Raw genomic sequence first — 14257 nt, 5'->3', positions numbered from 1 at the left:
TGTGGGAGCGAGCCTGCTCGCGAAAGCGGTGTGTCAGTCACCCAAAATGTTGAATGTGACGACGCCTTCGCGAGCAGGCTCGCTCCCACAGGGGAGATTTGAATATTCAGGCCTCGGTGAGATACCACCGCCAATCCTGCTCACCCACCTCGGCCATGAACTGCCGGTACTCGGCACGTTTCACCGCCAGATACACCCCGAGAAATTCCTGCCCCAAGGCATCCCGCGCCCACACCGAATTCTCCAGCGCCTGCAGCGAGGTCAGCCAATCGGTCGGCAGCAATTCCTTCGCCTGCGCATAGCCATTGCCTTCAACCGGCGCACCCGGATCAAGGTCTTCACGAATGCCGCGATGAATCCCGGCAAGGATCGCCGCCGCGGCCAGATACGGGTTGGCATCGGCGCCGCAGATGCGGTGTTCGATGTGCCGGGTGTTGGCCGGGCCGCCCGGTACGCGCAGGCTGACGGTGCGGTTGTCGACGCCCCATGTCGGCGCCAGCGGCGCGTAGCTGTTGGCCTGAAAGCGTCGGTAGGAGTTGGCGTTCGGGCAGAACAGCAACAACGTATCGAGCAGCGAGGCAAGCATGCCGCCAATCGCCGTGCGCAGTAGCGGGGTGCCGGCCGGGTCTTCCGAGGCGAACAAATTACGACCTTCGCCATCGGCCAGACTCACATGCATGTGCATGCCGGTGCCGGCCAGATCATCGAACGGCTTGGCCATGAACGTTGCCTGCATGCCGTGCTGATGGGCGATGGCTTTGACCAGACGTTTGTAGCGCACGGCCTGATCCATCGCCTCCAGTGCATCACCGTGTTCAAGGGTGATTTCCACCTGGCCCGGGGCGTATTCGGAAATCGCCGTGCGCGCCGGAATGCCGTGCAGTTTGCAGGCGCTGTAGAGGTCGGCGAGGAACGGTTCGATCTGTTCCAGCTCACGCAAACCGTACACCTGCGTATGTCGCGGTCGACCACCGTCAGCGTCCAGCGCCGGTTGCGGGCGGCCGTTGTGATCGCGTTTGGCGTCGAGCAGATAGAACTCCAGTTCGCAGGCCATCACCGGGTGATAACCCTCAGCCTTGAGGCCGTCGATCACCTTGATCAGCAAGTGTCGCGGGTCGGCGATGCTCGCGGGCATGCCTTCGGTCGGGTGCATGCTGACTTGGACGGCGGCGGTTGGAATCTTGCGCCATGGCAGGCGCACCAGACTGCCTTCCAGCGGATAGGCGCGGCAGTCGATATCGCCGACGTCCCAGACCAGGCCGGAGTTCTCGACGTCCTCACCCTGCACGGTCAGGCCGAGAATGGTGCTCGGTAGCGGCCGGCCGCTTTGGTACACGGCGAGCAGTTCTTCGCGGTGCAACAGCTTGCCGCGTGGCACGCCGTTGGCGTCGAGGATGAACAACTCGATCATGTCGATATCGGGGTTCTGTTCAAGGAACAGGCGTGCGTCTTCGATGGCTGCGAATTTCATAACGATCACTCACGATGGCGCCGCACAGGCGCGCAGATTCGGGCCGGACACGACGCGGCAAAAAGGCGTGGGTGTCCTGGCAGGGATATCAAGAAGTAGGGGACTGTCGCGGTTCTTTAACGGACGCGATCAGACAGGCAGAGAGATATCCGGCGGGCGTGCGGAGTGACGCAGCTTGGAACGGCGCAGGGCCATGGGGAGATTGACGATACGATTCATACGCAGCCCCTGTGAGAGAGGGCGCGCAGGGCAGAGACGTTCAACGATTCTGGTTGTTGTGGTGACGTACTCATAACGCGTGTTTCCGTTGGCGGAAAACGTCGGTGGCGGGCTGACTCGCCGACCGGTGTGCCCGGATAGTAAGGGGGAATTCCCGGGCGTGTAAACGGGAGATTCGCAGGCCAGGGGTCAGCGCATCAGGTGAAAGCCCAGCCCGGCGAGGGCGCAAACGATCAACACACTGATCACGCCGCGTTTGAAAACGAACAGCGCCAGCGCTGCCACCACCGCCAGCATCAGCGAAAACAGGTCCAGTGCCCCGGCAAAACCGTTTGGCCAGAACACGTGATAAGCGAAAAAACACGCCAGATTCAGAATCACCCCGACCACGGCCGCGGTGATCGCCGTCAGCGGTGCGGTGAACTTCAGTTCGTTGTGCGTCGATTCCACCAACGGCCCGCCGGCGAGAATGAACAGAAACGAGGGCAGGAAGGTGAACCAGGTCACCAGCGTTGCCGCCAGTGCGCCGGCGGCAAAGGCGTGTTCAGGGCCGAACGCCGGTTGTACGTAGGCACCGACGAAACCGACAAACGCCACCACCATGATCAGTGGGCCGGGGGTGGTTTCGCCGAGTGCGAGGCCATCGATCATCTGCGTCGGCGTCAACCAGCCGTAATGCCCGACGGCACCCTGATAGACGTAAGGCAGCACCGCGTAGGCGCCGCCGAAGGTGAGCAGGGCGGCTTTGGTGAAGAACCAGGCCATTTGCGTGAACGTGCCGTCCCAGCCGAACAACGCCGTCAACAACGCCATCGGTAAACACCAGAGCACCGCACCGATCAACGCCAGGCGCAGCAGCTTCGCCCTATTGAAACGGGCGTGTTCGGGCGCCGGCGTATCGTCATCGATCAACGCCGGGCCGAAGGATTTTTCGCTGTTGCGCGCACCGCCGTTGCTGAACCGCTGCGGTGCGAATCGTCCGCCCAGATAACCGATCAACGCGGCCCCGAGGACGATCAAGGGGAAGGGCACATTGAAAGCGAAAATCGCCACGAACGAGGCCCCGGCAATCGCCCACAGCCAGGCATTTTTCAGCGCGCGCGAGCCGATGCGATGCGCCGCGTGCAGCACAATCGCGGTGATTGCCGGTTTGATCCCGTAAAACACCCCGGCCACCGCCGGCACGTCACCGAACGCGACGTATAGCCACGACAAGCCAATCAGAATGAACAACGACGGCAGCACAAACAGCGCACCGGCAATCACACCGCCCCAGGTACGATGCAGCAACCAGCCGATGTACGTCGCCAATTGCTGAGCCTCGGGGCCGGGCAGCAACATGCAGTAGTTGAGGGCGTGCAGAAAACGCTTTTCAGAGATCCAGCGCCGACGCTCGACCAGTTCCTGATGCATGATCGCGATCTGCCCGGCCGGCCCGCCGAAGCCGATGCAGCCGAGTTTCAGCCAGAAGCGCCAGGCCTGGCGCAGGGTGACGGGATCGGGACGGGGCGGGTTGTTCGGGACTGTGCTCAAGCGAGACTCCGGGTTGAATCCTGGCGGAGCGGCTATCTAACCAGACTTTCAACCCTCACCCCAACCCTCTCCCGGAGGGAGAGGGAGCCGACCGAGGTGTTTGGCGTTATCCATCGACCTGAAAGATCGAATCGATTATGGATTTGATGGTCACCCGAAGGGGCCGACCGAGGTGTTTGGCGTTATCCATCGACCTGAAAGATCGAGTCGATTATGGATTTGATGGTCACCCGAAGGGGCCGACCGAGGTGTCTGCCGTTCTCCATGACCGGAAAGATCCCATCGATTATGGATTCACCACAACTCCTTCACGTCGGCGTACTTCTGCAATATCCCCCAATCAGTCCCCTCTCCCTCGGGGAGAGGGCTAGGGTGAGGGGCTTTTGCTTTTCAGGCGTGCGCCAGACTCCTGCGCAACGCCGCACCTCGATCACTCGCGCGCGCCTCGACCCGATGCACAATCTGCACTCCTAACAGCGGCCCCCTTCGCGAGCCTGCTCGCGAAGGGGGCCTGACATTCAACACCATTTATTCGGTAGAAACCTCTACCCCAAACAACTTCCGCGCCTCGGCAAAACACTTCTCGGCAATCGCCGAACGCGGCTCGGTCTTGCGCATCACCAGGCCCAGCGGCGCGAGCACGCTGGCATCCGGCAGTTGCATGAACGACAGGTGCTCGATCGGCTCCTCAAGCCCGCTGTCCAGCGGCATGATCGCGCAGCAGAAGCCTTGGTGAATCGCCTGCAACAGCTGATAGGTCGAATCGCTTTCCATGATCGGCTGCGGACTGAGCCCACGGCTGCGGAAGCTCAAGTCGATGGATTTACGGTAATGCATGCCGGCGGTGATCATCCCCAGCGGTAGTTCGGCGACGTCTTCCCAGCTCATTTTCGAACCTTCGAACTGGAAGTGGCGGTTGTCGTAGAGCAGGCCGACGCGGGTCTCGCCGATCTCGAAAAACTCGAAATAGTTCGGGTTGACGTGATCCAGATAGCACACACCCAGATCAAGCTGATTGTTGCCCAGCCTGGCGATGATTTCGTCGGAACTGAGCGACGACAGGCTGAATTTCAACTCGGGATAGGTTCCCGACAAACCCTGAATGTAATTGACCGGGTTGAAGCTGCTCAGCGGCACCAGGCCCAACCGCAAGCTACCCACCAGTTGCCCGCGACACGCTGCTGCTTCAGCGAACAAACCGTCATGGGCCGCGAGCAGGGTGCGCGCCCAGGCCAGCACGCGCTCGCCGGCCTGAGTGAAACCTTCAAAACGCTGGCCACGGTTGACCAGCACCAGATCCAGCTCGTCTTCCAGATTGCGCAGGCGCATCGACAACGTCGGTTGAGTGATGTGGCAGCGGGCGGCGGCCTGGCCGAAGTGGCGGGTTTCGTCCAGTGCGATCAGGAACTTGAGTTGTTTGATGTCCACGAAGGCACCTGTTCGACGGGGAGTATTTGAATGAGTCTTGACGCACCTGCGCGTGGCGCACGAAAAGTGCAGGGTGCGACGATCTCATCTGAACGGATATCCGTCCAATCGGAAGTGTTCAAGAGACCATCGATCGGTTCTATCAAGCCCGGTTCTGCTGGCATTCAGCGAGGTGAAGAGCACCGATAGAGCGGGTCGATAATGTGTTTGGCCAGAGTGATTAGACAGTACTCATAAGTGGCACTTAGGCTGCTCGGCAATGTTGATTGACTGCTGCCGGAGAACTGCCATGAGCGCCAAAGCCGATGCCCTGTTTGTCCCCCTGAATATTGCCGTGCTGACGGTCAGCGATACGCGCGATTACGCCAGCGATACCTCCGGCCAGTTGCTGGTCAGTCGTTTGCTGGAAGCCGGGCACACGCTGAGCGCGCGCAACCTGCTCAAGGACGATCTGTACAAGATCCGCGCTCAGGTGGCGAACTGGATCGCCGACGAAGGCATTCAGGTGGTGCTGATCACTGGCGGCACCGGGTTTACCGGTCGCGACAGCACGCCGGAAGCGGTGGCCCGCTTGTTTGATAAGCAGATTGACGGGTTTGGTGAACTGTTTCGGGCGATTTCGATTCTGGATATCGGCACGTCCACCGTGCAAAGCCGTGCGCTGGCCGGGTTTTCGAACGGTACGCTGGTGTGCTGCCTGCCGGGCTCGACCGGCGCTTGCCGCACGGCGTGGGAAGGCATTCTTGCCGAACAATTGGATAACCGTCATCGCCCGTGCAACTTCGTCCCGCACCTGAAAGCCGTGCAAGCCTGCGGGCCACGCGGATGAGCAAGCCACCGCTGATGCCGGTCGAGGACGCCCTCGACCAATTGTTCGGCATGGCCAATCAGCAACGTCTGGCCGACAGCGAACTGCTGGCGCTCGACGATGCGCGTGGGCGGGTGCTGGCCAGTGATCTGGTGGCGACACTCGACCTGCCGCCGTGGCTTCAATGCCAACTGACCCGCCACCATCGCTGGCAAGCCAGCTCCCACAGGTTCTGTGTACATACTCAATATCAAGCATCACCACAAATCATTGTGGGAGCTGGCTTGCCAGCGATGAGGCCGTGTCAGCCAACATCAATGCCAACTGACCCGCCACCATCGCTGGCAAGCCAGCTCCCACAGGGTTTCGGGGTGTCTGGAGAGCTACGGATCAGCTCAGCACATAGTCCACCGGCATCAGCATCGGCGGCAGGTCGGTCACGCCCAGTTCGCTGAGGATGTCACGCTCGATGGTGCGCACCAGCGAGTCGGTGGCCAGGTCGTTTTCATCACGGCCGAACGGGTCTTCCAGTTCATCGGCAATCGCATCCAGGCCAAAAAACGTGTAGCTGACAATCGCAGTGAACAACGGTGTCAACCAGCCCAGCGGTTCGGCCATGGCGAACGGCAGCAGGATGCAGAAGAGGTAGATCGTTCGGTGTAGCAGCAGGGTGTAGGGGAAGGGCAGCGGGGTGTTCTTGATCCGCTCGCACACCGCTTGTGCCTGGGTCAGGCTGGTCAGGTGGTTGGCCAGCAGCATGTAGCGCCACTCGCTCAACTCGCCGCTCTGATGCAGGTCGGAGCACTGCTGGCCGACCTGCTGCAAAATCCGCCCGCTGTAATCCGGAACCCGCGCATCGTGTTTCGGCGTGATCCAGGCACTGCTGGCCGCCGCTTCGCTTTCCCGGCGCAACCGCGCATTCAGGGCATGGGCAAAGCCACACAAGTTAAGCAGCAAAGGCTTGCGCTCAGCGGATTCACGGATGACGTGGGTTTCTCGAATCACCGAACGAATGTGCACCAGCACATCGCCCCAGGCCTTGCGCGCCTCATACCAGCGGTCATAACAGGCGTTGTTGCGAAAACTCATGAAGATCGACAGCGACAACCCGAGCAAGGTAAACGGCGTGGCATTGACCTTGGTGAAGTTGCTCGGATGGAGGATTTCCACCAGCACGATGGCCGAAGCCAGCAGGGTGACCATCAATGTGCGCAGGGCGATGCGTTTGGCGATCGAACCCTTGAGGGTGAAGAGGATGGCGAACTGGTTGACCTTGGGTCTGATGATCATGCTATGCGGTTCCGATAACCGATGAAACTGGCGGGATCAGCCGCCCGTCATGTTCATGAAACGTACGACCTGAACATCGTCGTTCACTTCGAAGTTATGCCGATACGGCTTGAGTTTCATCGCCTCGATAATGGCTTTCTCCAGCCGTTGCGGTTGCCCCGGATGGGCGCGCAGCACCGCTTTCAGATCCACCGAATGCTCGTTACCCAGACACAGTAGCAGGCGACCTTCGACGGTGAGGCGTACGCGGTTGCAGGTGCCGCAAAAGTTGTGGCTGTGTGGCGAGATAAAGCCCAGGCGAATCTCCGGCGCCTCGGCCAGCCGCCAGTAGCGCGACGGGCCTTGGGTCGATTCGGCCGAGTCGATCAGGGTATAGCGCTCGGCGATTTTTTCGCGCACCTGGGCGCTGGAGAAAAATGACTCGGCGCGGCTGTGTTCGCTGATGATCCCCAGCGGCATTTCCTCGATGAAAGAGACGTCGAGCTGGCGGTCAATGGCGAAGCTGACCAGATCGTTGATCTCCTCATCGTTGCGGCCCTGCATCACCACGACATTGAGTTTAGTGCGGGTGAAACCAGCCTTGCGCGCAGCATCGATGCCGTTGATCACCTGCGCCAGATCGCCGGTGCGGGTCATCTGCTGGAAGCGCTGTGGGTCGAGGCTGTCGAGGCTGATGTTCAGGCGTTTGACCCCGGCGTCGAACAGCGGCGCCGCGAGTTTGCCCAGCTGCGAGCCATTGGTGGTCATGCACAGTTCGCGCAGGCCGGGCAGGGCGGCAATCTGCTCGCATAACTTGACCACGCCCGGACGGATCAGCGGCTCGCCACCGGTGAGGCGAATCTTGCGCGTACCGAGCGCCACAAAGCTCTGCGCCAGTTGGTAGATTTCTTCCAGGGTCAGCACTTGCTGGCGCGGCAGAAACTGCATGTCTTCGGCCATGCAATAGACGCAGCGGAAGTCGCAACGGTCGGTCACCGACATGCGCAGATAGTCGACGCGGCGGTTGTAACCATCGATCAAGACACGCTCTGTCATGACAGCCTCGCAGGAATGAAAACCCCAGGTGAAGGGGGGCGATGCAGGTTATGGCTAACTTTCAGTGCCGTCCAATCACTGTTAATGAACAGTTGATTGACCCCGTCGATGAGGTGCTTTTTTTCGCCGAACGTTTATTCGCCAGTTAAGCGAGGTCTTGTAAAGAAAGTAATGTTCTCCGCAGGGCAGGGGGGAGAATTATTGGGCGCCAAACATCGCGGTCCAGTAGATCCCCGCGCTGCTTTTAGGGTCGGTGGCGTAAGCCGCGCCGAGTTCCTGGTATTGCGGGTTCATCAGGTTGGCGCAGTGGCCGGGGCTGGCGAGCCAGCCTTCGACGACTTTGTGCACGGTGTCTTGCCCGGCGGCGATGTTTTCGCCGACCAGTTGCCCGCTGTAACCGGCCAGCTCCGCGCGATCGCCGGGGGTGCGGCCGTCGCGGTCCTTGTGGTCGAAGTAATTATTGTTGGCCATGTCGCGGCTGTGATCCTGGGCGATCGTGCCCAAGCTGGCGTTCCAGGCCAGCGGTGCGGCAGCGGCGAAAGCCTGATCGCCACACTGACGCGCCTGGCTACGGGCGACGTTGAGTTCGCTCAACAACTTCTGCCCCTCACCTTGCGCGTCCCCCAGCTTGGCCGACAGCAGCGGCCGCGCCAGCACGATGCGCCAATCGCGGTCGTCGCGGCTGACACCGACATCGACGAACTGCGGATCAAGCACCACCTGACAGAAACTTTCCTGAATCGCCTTCATCGCCGACGCCGCATCGCGCGGGCCGTTGAGCGTGATCGCCTGCACATTGACCATCGGGTAACTGGCGCTGGCCATGGCTTGTTGCAGATCGACAGCTCCGGTGGCGCGTAATCTCAGCCGTGGATCCGCCGACAGCGGTGGCAGTTCATTCGACGCCTGCGAACCACAACGCTGCGGCTGGCTGCGATAACTGTTGATCGACTCGATCAATTGCGACTCATCGCCAGCCAGCGCCGGGATGGCCAACATAACGCCTACGGACAACGCGGCAAAACGCAAAACAGATGGCATGAAGCGCATGGAAATCTCCCTGGAGCTGAATGCGCCCATGATGCGCGAAAGGCCCCCGGTGAGTGCAATGTCTTTTTTCTTCATTCAGCGGTTTTTCTGCGCAACTTTGGCGCTGGATTTGCCGTCTACACTCACCGAAGACCCCGCAAACCGGGTGTCTCCCTGACGTAACACCTTGCCCGCATCGGGCGCTGCCGGAAGAACAGACATGGGATTGAAAGGCTGGGCGGGTTGTCTCGTATTCACCCTGTTGGCAGGCTCTGTATGGGCCACCGATCAGGCCTCGATCAAAGCGCAGGCTGAAGAAAAAGCCCAAGTGCTGGAAGAAAAAGCGGCGGACAAAGTCAGCGCCGCCCCGGCCCCGAAAGCCGAAGCCATCACCCCGACCGAAGTGCAGGCGGTCGACCCGGTCGGTGCCGCGCCGCTGGACGATCCGATCACTTGCCTGGCGCGCAGTATCTATTGGGAAGCCAAAGGCAAGGACACGCCGGAAATGGAAGCCGTGGCCAGTGTGGTGATGAATCGCCTCGGCCACCAAGGCTTCCCCGACAATATTTGCGCCGTCGTCAAACAGGGTTCGGAAACCAAGAGCTGCCAGTTTTCCTGGTGGTGCGACGGGCGTCCGGATCAGGTCGAGGAAGATGCCGAATACACGCTGGCCAAGGATATCGCCCGCAAAGCGCTGAACCGCCAACTCAAGGATCGCACCCACGGCGCGTTGTATTTCCATGACCGCAATGTTCATCCGAGCTGGGCCAAGGAATACCGCAAGACCGCCAGAACCGGAAATTTCATCTTCTACAAACCGGCAAACGGCGACGCGCGTTAGGCGCAGACCTGTCGCACACAATCGCGCAACCAGCGATGCGCCGGGTCGGCGTCCATGCGCGGGTGCCAGAGCATCGACACGCTGATGTCCGGCATCGCGAAGGGCAGGGCGAAACTGTGCAGGCCCGTGCGCAGTTTGCTGGTATGGCGCTGCGGGACAGTCGCGATCAGATCTGATTCACGCACCAGCGTCAGCGCTGCCGAGAATCCGCCGAATGAAGTGACGATGTCCCGCGTCAGTCCGAACGCGAGTAACGCTTCGTCCACCGGGCCGCTGCTGCGCCCGCGTCGTGAGATCAGAATGTGCTGGCCACCGGCAAAGCGCTTGCTGGTGATTTTTCCCGAACTCAAGGGATGCCCCTCTCGCACCACACCGATCCACTGATCCTGAAACAGGATGCGGCTGTGCAGCGTCGGGTCGGTGCTGTCGTCGACCACGCCGGTTTCCAGATCGACGCGACCTTCGCGCAGCGGCGTGCTGTCCTTGTCGGCTTTCTGCACAAAGCGCAGGCGGACATCGGGCGCCTCTTCGGCGATGCGCGCGAGCAGGGCGGCGGCAAAGGTTTCAACAAAACCGTCGGTGTTGCGCAGGGTGAAGGTGCGTTGCAAGCGGCGCGGGTCGAGCACTTCGGCAGGGCGCAAAATCGCCTCGGCTTCCTGCACCAGATGACTGACCCGTTCGCGCAATTCCAGTGCGCGCGGCGTTGGCACCAGGCCACGCCCCGCGCGCACCAGCAGCGGATCCCCGGTGGTTTCGCGCAGACGGGCGAGGGCGCGGCTCATAGCTGACGGGCTCAGCCGCAGGCATTTGGCGGCGCGGGCGACGCTGCCTTCACGCAGTAACACGTCGAGGGTGATCAGCAGGTTCAGATCCGGTGCGGTCATGATATGGCGTTCCATGCAGGTATTGAGTGCAAAGCATGCGTCTTGCGCCGTATGTTGTCGAGGCTCAGGCTATGACGCATTACCTTTGCACTGCGAGCCTGCCATGCCCCAAGAACCCCTGAGCACTCCGGCCCGATGGGCGCTGACCAGTCTGGCCCTGTCGATGTTGATGCCGTCGCTGGACACCAGCATCGCCAACGCAGGATTGCCGATTCTGGCGACGGCGTTCGAGGCCACGTTTCAACAGGTGCAATGGATCGTGCTCGCCTACCTGCTGGCGATCACCACATTGATTGTCAGCGTCGGGCGTCTGGGCGATGGCTTCGGTCAGCGTCGATTGCTGTTGATCGGGATTGGTATTTTCACCAGCGCTTCACTGGCCTGCGCGCTGGCCCCGGGACTGGGTTGGCTGATTGGCGCGCGGGCGGTGCAAGGTGTGGGCGCGGCGATCATGTTCGCTTTGACGGTGGCGTTGGTTGCCGACGCGGTGCCCAAGGCGCGAGCGGGCAGTGCGATGGGTTTGTTGGCGACGATGTCAGCCACTGGCACCACCCTTGGGCCGTCGCTGGGCGGGGTGTTGATGGCGCATGTCGGGTGGCAGGCGATTTTTTTGCTCAACGTCCCGTTGGGCTTGCTCAATGCGTGGCTGGTGTACCGCTATTTGCCGGCGGATCGGGCCGCCGGGCCGCGAGTCGCGTTCGATTATTCTGGCAGCGTGGTGCTGGTGTTGACGCTGGCGGCCTATGCGCTGGCAATGACCCTTGAAGGTTTCACCGTGCCGTTGCTGTTGGCCAGCCTGTGCGGCGCAGGATTGTTCATCGTGGTCGAGATGAAGGCCAAGTCGCCGCTGATTCGTTTGTCGCTGTTCAGCGACGCGCGACTGAGCAGCAGCCTGACGCTGACGTTGCTGGTGACAACGGTGATGATGACCACGCTTGTGGTCGGTCCGTTTTACCTGCACCGGGGTTTGGGTCTCAGCAGCACAATGGTCGGAGTGGCGTTATCGATCGGACCGTTGTTGTCCGCAATGAGTGGGGTACCGGCGGGACGTTTGGTGGATCGCTTCGGCGCGCGACGGATCGTGCCGGGCGCGTTGCTCGGGATGGCCGGCGGTTGCAGCTTGCTGGCAATCCTGCCCATGAGTATGGGGCTGCCCGCGTACGTACTGCCGATCATGGTGATAGCTGTGGGTTACGCGTTGTTCCAGGCGGCCAACAACACCGGATTGATGGCCGGGGTCAGTCAGGATCAGCGTGGCGTGGTTTCGGCGATGCTCGGGCTGGCGCGCAACCTTGGGTTGATCACCGGCGCGGCAGTAATGGGCGCGGTGTTTGCGCTGGCGGCGGGGGATCCGACGCAAGCGCCTGCAACATGGATTGCCAGCGGCTTGCACATCACCTTCGGCGTTGCCACAGCGCTGATGCTGACAGCCCTGATCATCAGCCGAGCCGAGATCAAGCTGTGGGAGCGACAGCGCGCCGATTCGACCTGCTCGCGGTAGCTGCGGGTCAGGGAAAGTTGATGTTGATCAAGCTGACCTCATCGCTGGCAAGCCAGCTCCCACAGGGTTTTGGGTTGGCCGGAGATCTGGATTCAGCGCCAATCATTGTCGGAGCTGGCTTGCCAGCGATGACGGCGGAAAAGTCGATGAAGGTGATTGCCGGGCGGGGAAAAACAGTTCGAAGCAGGTGATGCCATCGGCGCTGCTGGCGCTGTAGCGGCCTTGATGCAACTGCATGATGGTTGCCACGATCGACAGGCCCAAACCGTTGGATTGCGCCGAGCGCTCGCGTGACTGATCGACGCGGTAAAAGCGTTCGAACAGTCGTGCCAGATGTTCCGGCGCAATGGTTGTGCCGTGGTTGCGTACCCGCAGATAGCTGCCATCCGCCTCGGCAATCGCTTCCACCTGCACGGTCGAATTCGCCGCACCGTACTTGATCGCATTGGCGCACAGGTTGGCCAGTGCGCGGCGCAGCAGCATCGGTTCGGCCCAAATCAAACCGTTGCCACGCGCTTCAATGCATACCCCGACATCAGCCGCCAATCCTTCAAAATAATCGGCAATGCGCTGCATCTCATCCGCCGCGTCCAGCTCCTGGCGCTGGCTCAAGGCGCTGGCCGGATCGGTGCGGGCAAGAAAGAGCATGTTGTCGAGCATCCGTGTCAGGCGCTCCAGCTCTTCGACGTTGGAGGCGAGCAACTGTTGATAGGCCTCCATGCTGCGGTTCTGCTGCAGCGCCACCTGGGTTTCGCCGAGCAGGTTGTTGATCGGCGTGCGCAGCTCATGAGCCATGTCGGTGGACACCTGACTCAACTGCGCAAAGCCCTTGGCGAGGCGGTCGAGCATGGCGTTGAACGCCTCGATCATCGGCTGCAATTCGCGCGGCGCACCGCTGCTGGCCAGGCGCTCCCCAAGGTTGCCGACACCAATGCCATGGGCGTGCTTCGCCAGTCGCCGCAACGGCAGCAAACCGCGATACACCAGCAGGCAGCCCACCACTGCCAGCAACAGTGCCGCCAGCGAGGCGAGGCCATAAACGCTCAAGCGGTAATTGGCGAGCATCGCCGTGCGCTCGCTCATCAACCGCCCGGTGGTGACTTGCAGATTGCCCAGTTCGCCGGAATCGATGCTCGCCGCCACCGCCGAAAACGGCACGCCGTCGACACTCGGCAGATGCTGCACATCGTTGAGCGTCATTGCGTGGTCGATGGGCACCGGCGGCAACGTTGGCGTGTGCAGATTGCCCGGGTTGACCACCAGCAGCGGCGGTTGCCCCGGCGCGCCGATGGTCAGCAGCGCTTCGCGATTGCCGAGCATGTTCTGGAACAATGCGGGTTTGTTCTTGATCAGCTCGAGGGTGTTGCTGTCATTTAGGAAAGTGCGCAACTGATCAACGCGACTGACCAGCGCGGTGTCATCACGACGGATCAACTGTTGCTCAAGTTCGTTGTACAGCGCGACACCGAGGCCGGCCAGCGAAGCGAAGGCGAGCAGGGCGAACACCAGCGCCAGGCGCAGGGTCAGCGAGTACGGGCGGCTGTTCATGGCTGCGTATCAAAGCGATAGCCGATGCCGCGCACGCTGTGGATCAGCTTGAGCTGGAACGGATCATCGATCTTTGCCCGCAAGCGGCGCACGGCAACATCGACCACGTTGGTGTCGCTGTCGAAATTCATGTCCCAGACCCGCGAGGCGATCAGCGAGCGCGCCAACACTTGCCCGGTATGGCTGGCGAACAACTGCAGCAGCGCGAACTCTTTGTTGGTCAGGGTGATGCGCACCCCGGCGCGGCTCACGCGGCGTTTGAGCACGTCAATCTGCAGGTCGGCGACTTGCAATTGTTCGTCTTCATGAATCGGCCCGCGCCGCGTCAGTGTGCGCAGACGCGCCACCAGTTCGGCGAAGGAAAACGGCTTGATCAGGTAATCGTCGGCACCCAGTTCCAGGCCTTTGACGCGGTCAGCGATATCGTCGCGGGCGGTGAGAAACAGCACCGGCGTGTCGGCTTCCTTGCGCAGGCGGCGCAGGACTTCCCAGCCATCCATTTTCGGCATCATCACATCGAGCACGATCACATCGAAACTGTGTTCCAGCGCCAGGTGCAACCCGTCGGCACCATCGCGGGCGAGGCTGACGCTGTAACCCAGTTCCTGCAAACCGTTGAGCAGGTAGTTGCCCGCCTTGGGTTCGTCTTCGACAACCAGAATATTCATCG

Annotated in this window: 12 protein-coding genes and 1 pseudogene; 4 read left to right on the top strand and 9 right to left on the bottom strand. The window is 61.3% G+C overall.

Annotated elements, in window-relative coordinates; genetic code table 11:
• Positions 1–106 precede the first annotated feature (106 nt).
• From QZR14_RS19960 to QZR14_RS19950, 3 genes are all read right to left on the bottom strand, one after another.
• Complete coding sequence (locus QZR14_RS19960) at positions 107–1471, bottom strand: glutamine synthetase family protein (protein WP_311997521.1); 1365 nt, start codon at positions 1469–1471, stop codon at positions 107–109.
• A 408-nt stretch (positions 1472–1879) separates the two neighbouring features.
• Entirely contained in the window at positions 1880–3223 is a 1344-nt protein-coding gene (gene chrA / locus QZR14_RS19955; RefSeq protein ID WP_311997520.1) for a chromate efflux transporter, read from the bottom strand.
• Positions 3224–3751: 528 nt separating this feature from the next.
• Entirely contained in the window at positions 3752–4651 is a 900-nt protein-coding gene (locus QZR14_RS19950) for a LysR family transcriptional regulator (protein ID WP_311997519.1), read from the bottom strand.
• Between the two features lie 289 nt (positions 4652–4940).
• On the opposite strand from QZR14_RS19950, the gene moaB reads away from it, so the two are divergent.
• Together moaB and QZR14_RS19940 are read left to right on the top strand one after the other, a co-directional pair.
• Positions 4941–5480, top strand: coding sequence for a molybdenum cofactor biosynthesis protein B (moaB, locus tag QZR14_RS19945; protein ID WP_311997518.1), 540 nt, complete (start codon positions 4941–4943; stop codon positions 5478–5480).
• A pseudogene (locus QZR14_RS19940) lies at positions 5477–5642 on the top strand (molybdopterin molybdenumtransferase MoeA); the annotation flags it as partial. The gene moaB and the pseudogene QZR14_RS19940, both read left to right, overlap by 4 nt.
• Before the next feature lie 207 nt (positions 5643–5849).
• On the opposite strand, the gene QZR14_RS19935 reads toward QZR14_RS19940, so the two are convergent.
• From QZR14_RS19935 to QZR14_RS19925, 3 genes are all read right to left on the bottom strand, one after another.
• Positions 5850–6749, bottom strand: coding sequence for a bestrophin family protein (locus QZR14_RS19935; protein WP_250604484.1), 900 nt, complete (start codon positions 6747–6749; stop codon positions 5850–5852).
• A gap of 36 nt (positions 6750–6785) precedes the next feature.
• The gene (moaA, locus tag QZR14_RS19930; protein WP_250604486.1) at positions 6786–7784 is read right to left on the bottom strand and encodes a GTP 3',8-cyclase MoaA; all 999 of its coding nucleotides are present in this window, start codon (positions 7782–7784) and stop codon (positions 6786–6788) included.
• A gap of 198 nt (positions 7785–7982) precedes the next feature.
• Positions 7983–8834, bottom strand: a complete 852-nt coding sequence (locus QZR14_RS19925; RefSeq protein ID WP_311997517.1) for a CAP domain-containing protein — start codon at positions 8832–8834, stop codon at positions 7983–7985.
• A gap of 199 nt (positions 8835–9033) precedes the next feature.
• On the opposite strand from QZR14_RS19925, the gene QZR14_RS19920 reads away from it, so the two are divergent.
• Positions 9034–9654 carry a cell wall hydrolase gene (locus tag QZR14_RS19920; protein ID WP_311997516.1) on the top strand — a complete coding sequence of 207 codons (621 nt, stop codon included), beginning with the start codon at positions 9034–9036 and terminating at the stop codon, positions 9652–9654.
• Here QZR14_RS19920 and QZR14_RS19915 read toward each other — a convergent pair.
• Positions 9651–10538: a LysR family transcriptional regulator gene (locus tag QZR14_RS19915; protein WP_311997515.1), complete on the bottom strand. Its 888-nt coding sequence runs from the start codon at positions 10536–10538 to the stop codon at positions 9651–9653. The two genes, QZR14_RS19920 and QZR14_RS19915, sit on opposite strands and share 4 nt — an antisense overlap.
• A 103-nt stretch (positions 10539–10641) precedes the next feature.
• Between QZR14_RS19915 and QZR14_RS19910 the strand changes: the two genes are divergently transcribed.
• Positions 10642–12039: an MFS transporter gene (locus QZR14_RS19910; RefSeq protein WP_311997514.1), complete on the top strand. Its 1398-nt coding sequence runs from the start codon at positions 10642–10644 to the stop codon at positions 12037–12039.
• A gap of 102 nt (positions 12040–12141) precedes the next feature.
• Here QZR14_RS19910 and QZR14_RS19905 read toward each other — a convergent pair whose 3' ends face one another.
• Together QZR14_RS19905 and QZR14_RS19900 are read right to left on the bottom strand one after the other, a co-directional pair.
• Entirely contained in the window at positions 12142–13587 is a 1446-nt protein-coding gene (locus tag QZR14_RS19905) for a heavy metal sensor histidine kinase (protein WP_311997513.1), read from the bottom strand.
• Positions 13584–14255, bottom strand: coding sequence for a heavy metal response regulator transcription factor (locus QZR14_RS19900; protein ID WP_150750873.1), 672 nt, complete (start codon positions 14253–14255; stop codon positions 13584–13586). Before QZR14_RS19900 ends, QZR14_RS19905 begins: the two co-directional genes overlap by 4 nt.
• Between the last annotated feature and the right edge of the window lie 2 nt (positions 14256–14257).

It is taken from the genome of Pseudomonas sp. rhizo66, from assembly GCF_031931925.1.
In the GTDB taxonomy this organism is placed as follows: domain Bacteria; phylum Pseudomonadota; class Gammaproteobacteria; order Pseudomonadales; family Pseudomonadaceae; genus Aquipseudomonas.
Note: the sequence above shows the minus strand (reverse complement) of the source record. Positions and strands in the feature narration are given on the sequence as shown.

What these genes read in the sequence shown, in the direction of transcription:
- QZR14_RS19960 (WP_311997521.1), bottom strand. Translation starts at nt 1,471, where the DNA reads ATGAAATTCGCAGCCATCGAAGACGCACGCCTGTTCCTTGAACAGAAC.
- moaB (WP_311997518.1), top strand. Translation starts at nt 4,941, where the DNA reads ATGAGCGCCAAAGCCGATGCCCTGTTTGTCCCCCTGAATATTGCCGTG.
- QZR14_RS19935 (WP_250604484.1), bottom strand. Translation starts at nt 6,749, where the DNA reads ATGATCATCAGACCCAAGGTCAACCAGTTCGCCATCCTCTTCACCCTC.
- moaA (WP_250604486.1), bottom strand. Translation starts at nt 7,784, where the DNA reads ATGACAGAGCGTGTCTTGATCGATGGTTACAACCGCCGCGTCGACTAT.
- QZR14_RS19925 (WP_311997517.1), bottom strand. Translation starts at nt 8,834, where the DNA reads ATGCGCTTCATGCCATCTGTTTTGCGTTTTGCCGCGTTGTCCGTAGGC.
- QZR14_RS19920 (WP_311997516.1), top strand. Translation starts at nt 9,034, where the DNA reads ATGGGATTGAAAGGCTGGGCGGGTTGTCTCGTATTCACCCTGTTGGCA.
- QZR14_RS19915 (WP_311997515.1), bottom strand. Translation starts at nt 10,538, where the DNA reads ATGACCGCACCGGATCTGAACCTGCTGATCACCCTCGACGTGTTACTG.
- QZR14_RS19910 (WP_311997514.1), top strand. Translation starts at nt 10,642, where the DNA reads ATGCCCCAAGAACCCCTGAGCACTCCGGCCCGATGGGCGCTGACCAGT.
- QZR14_RS19905 (WP_311997513.1), bottom strand. Translation starts at nt 13,587, where the DNA reads ATGAACAGCCGCCCGTACTCGCTGACCCTGCGCCTGGCGCTGGTGTTC.
- QZR14_RS19900 (WP_150750873.1), bottom strand. Translation starts at nt 14,255, where the DNA reads ATGAATATTCTGGTTGTCGAAGACGAACCCAAGGCGGGCAACTACCTG.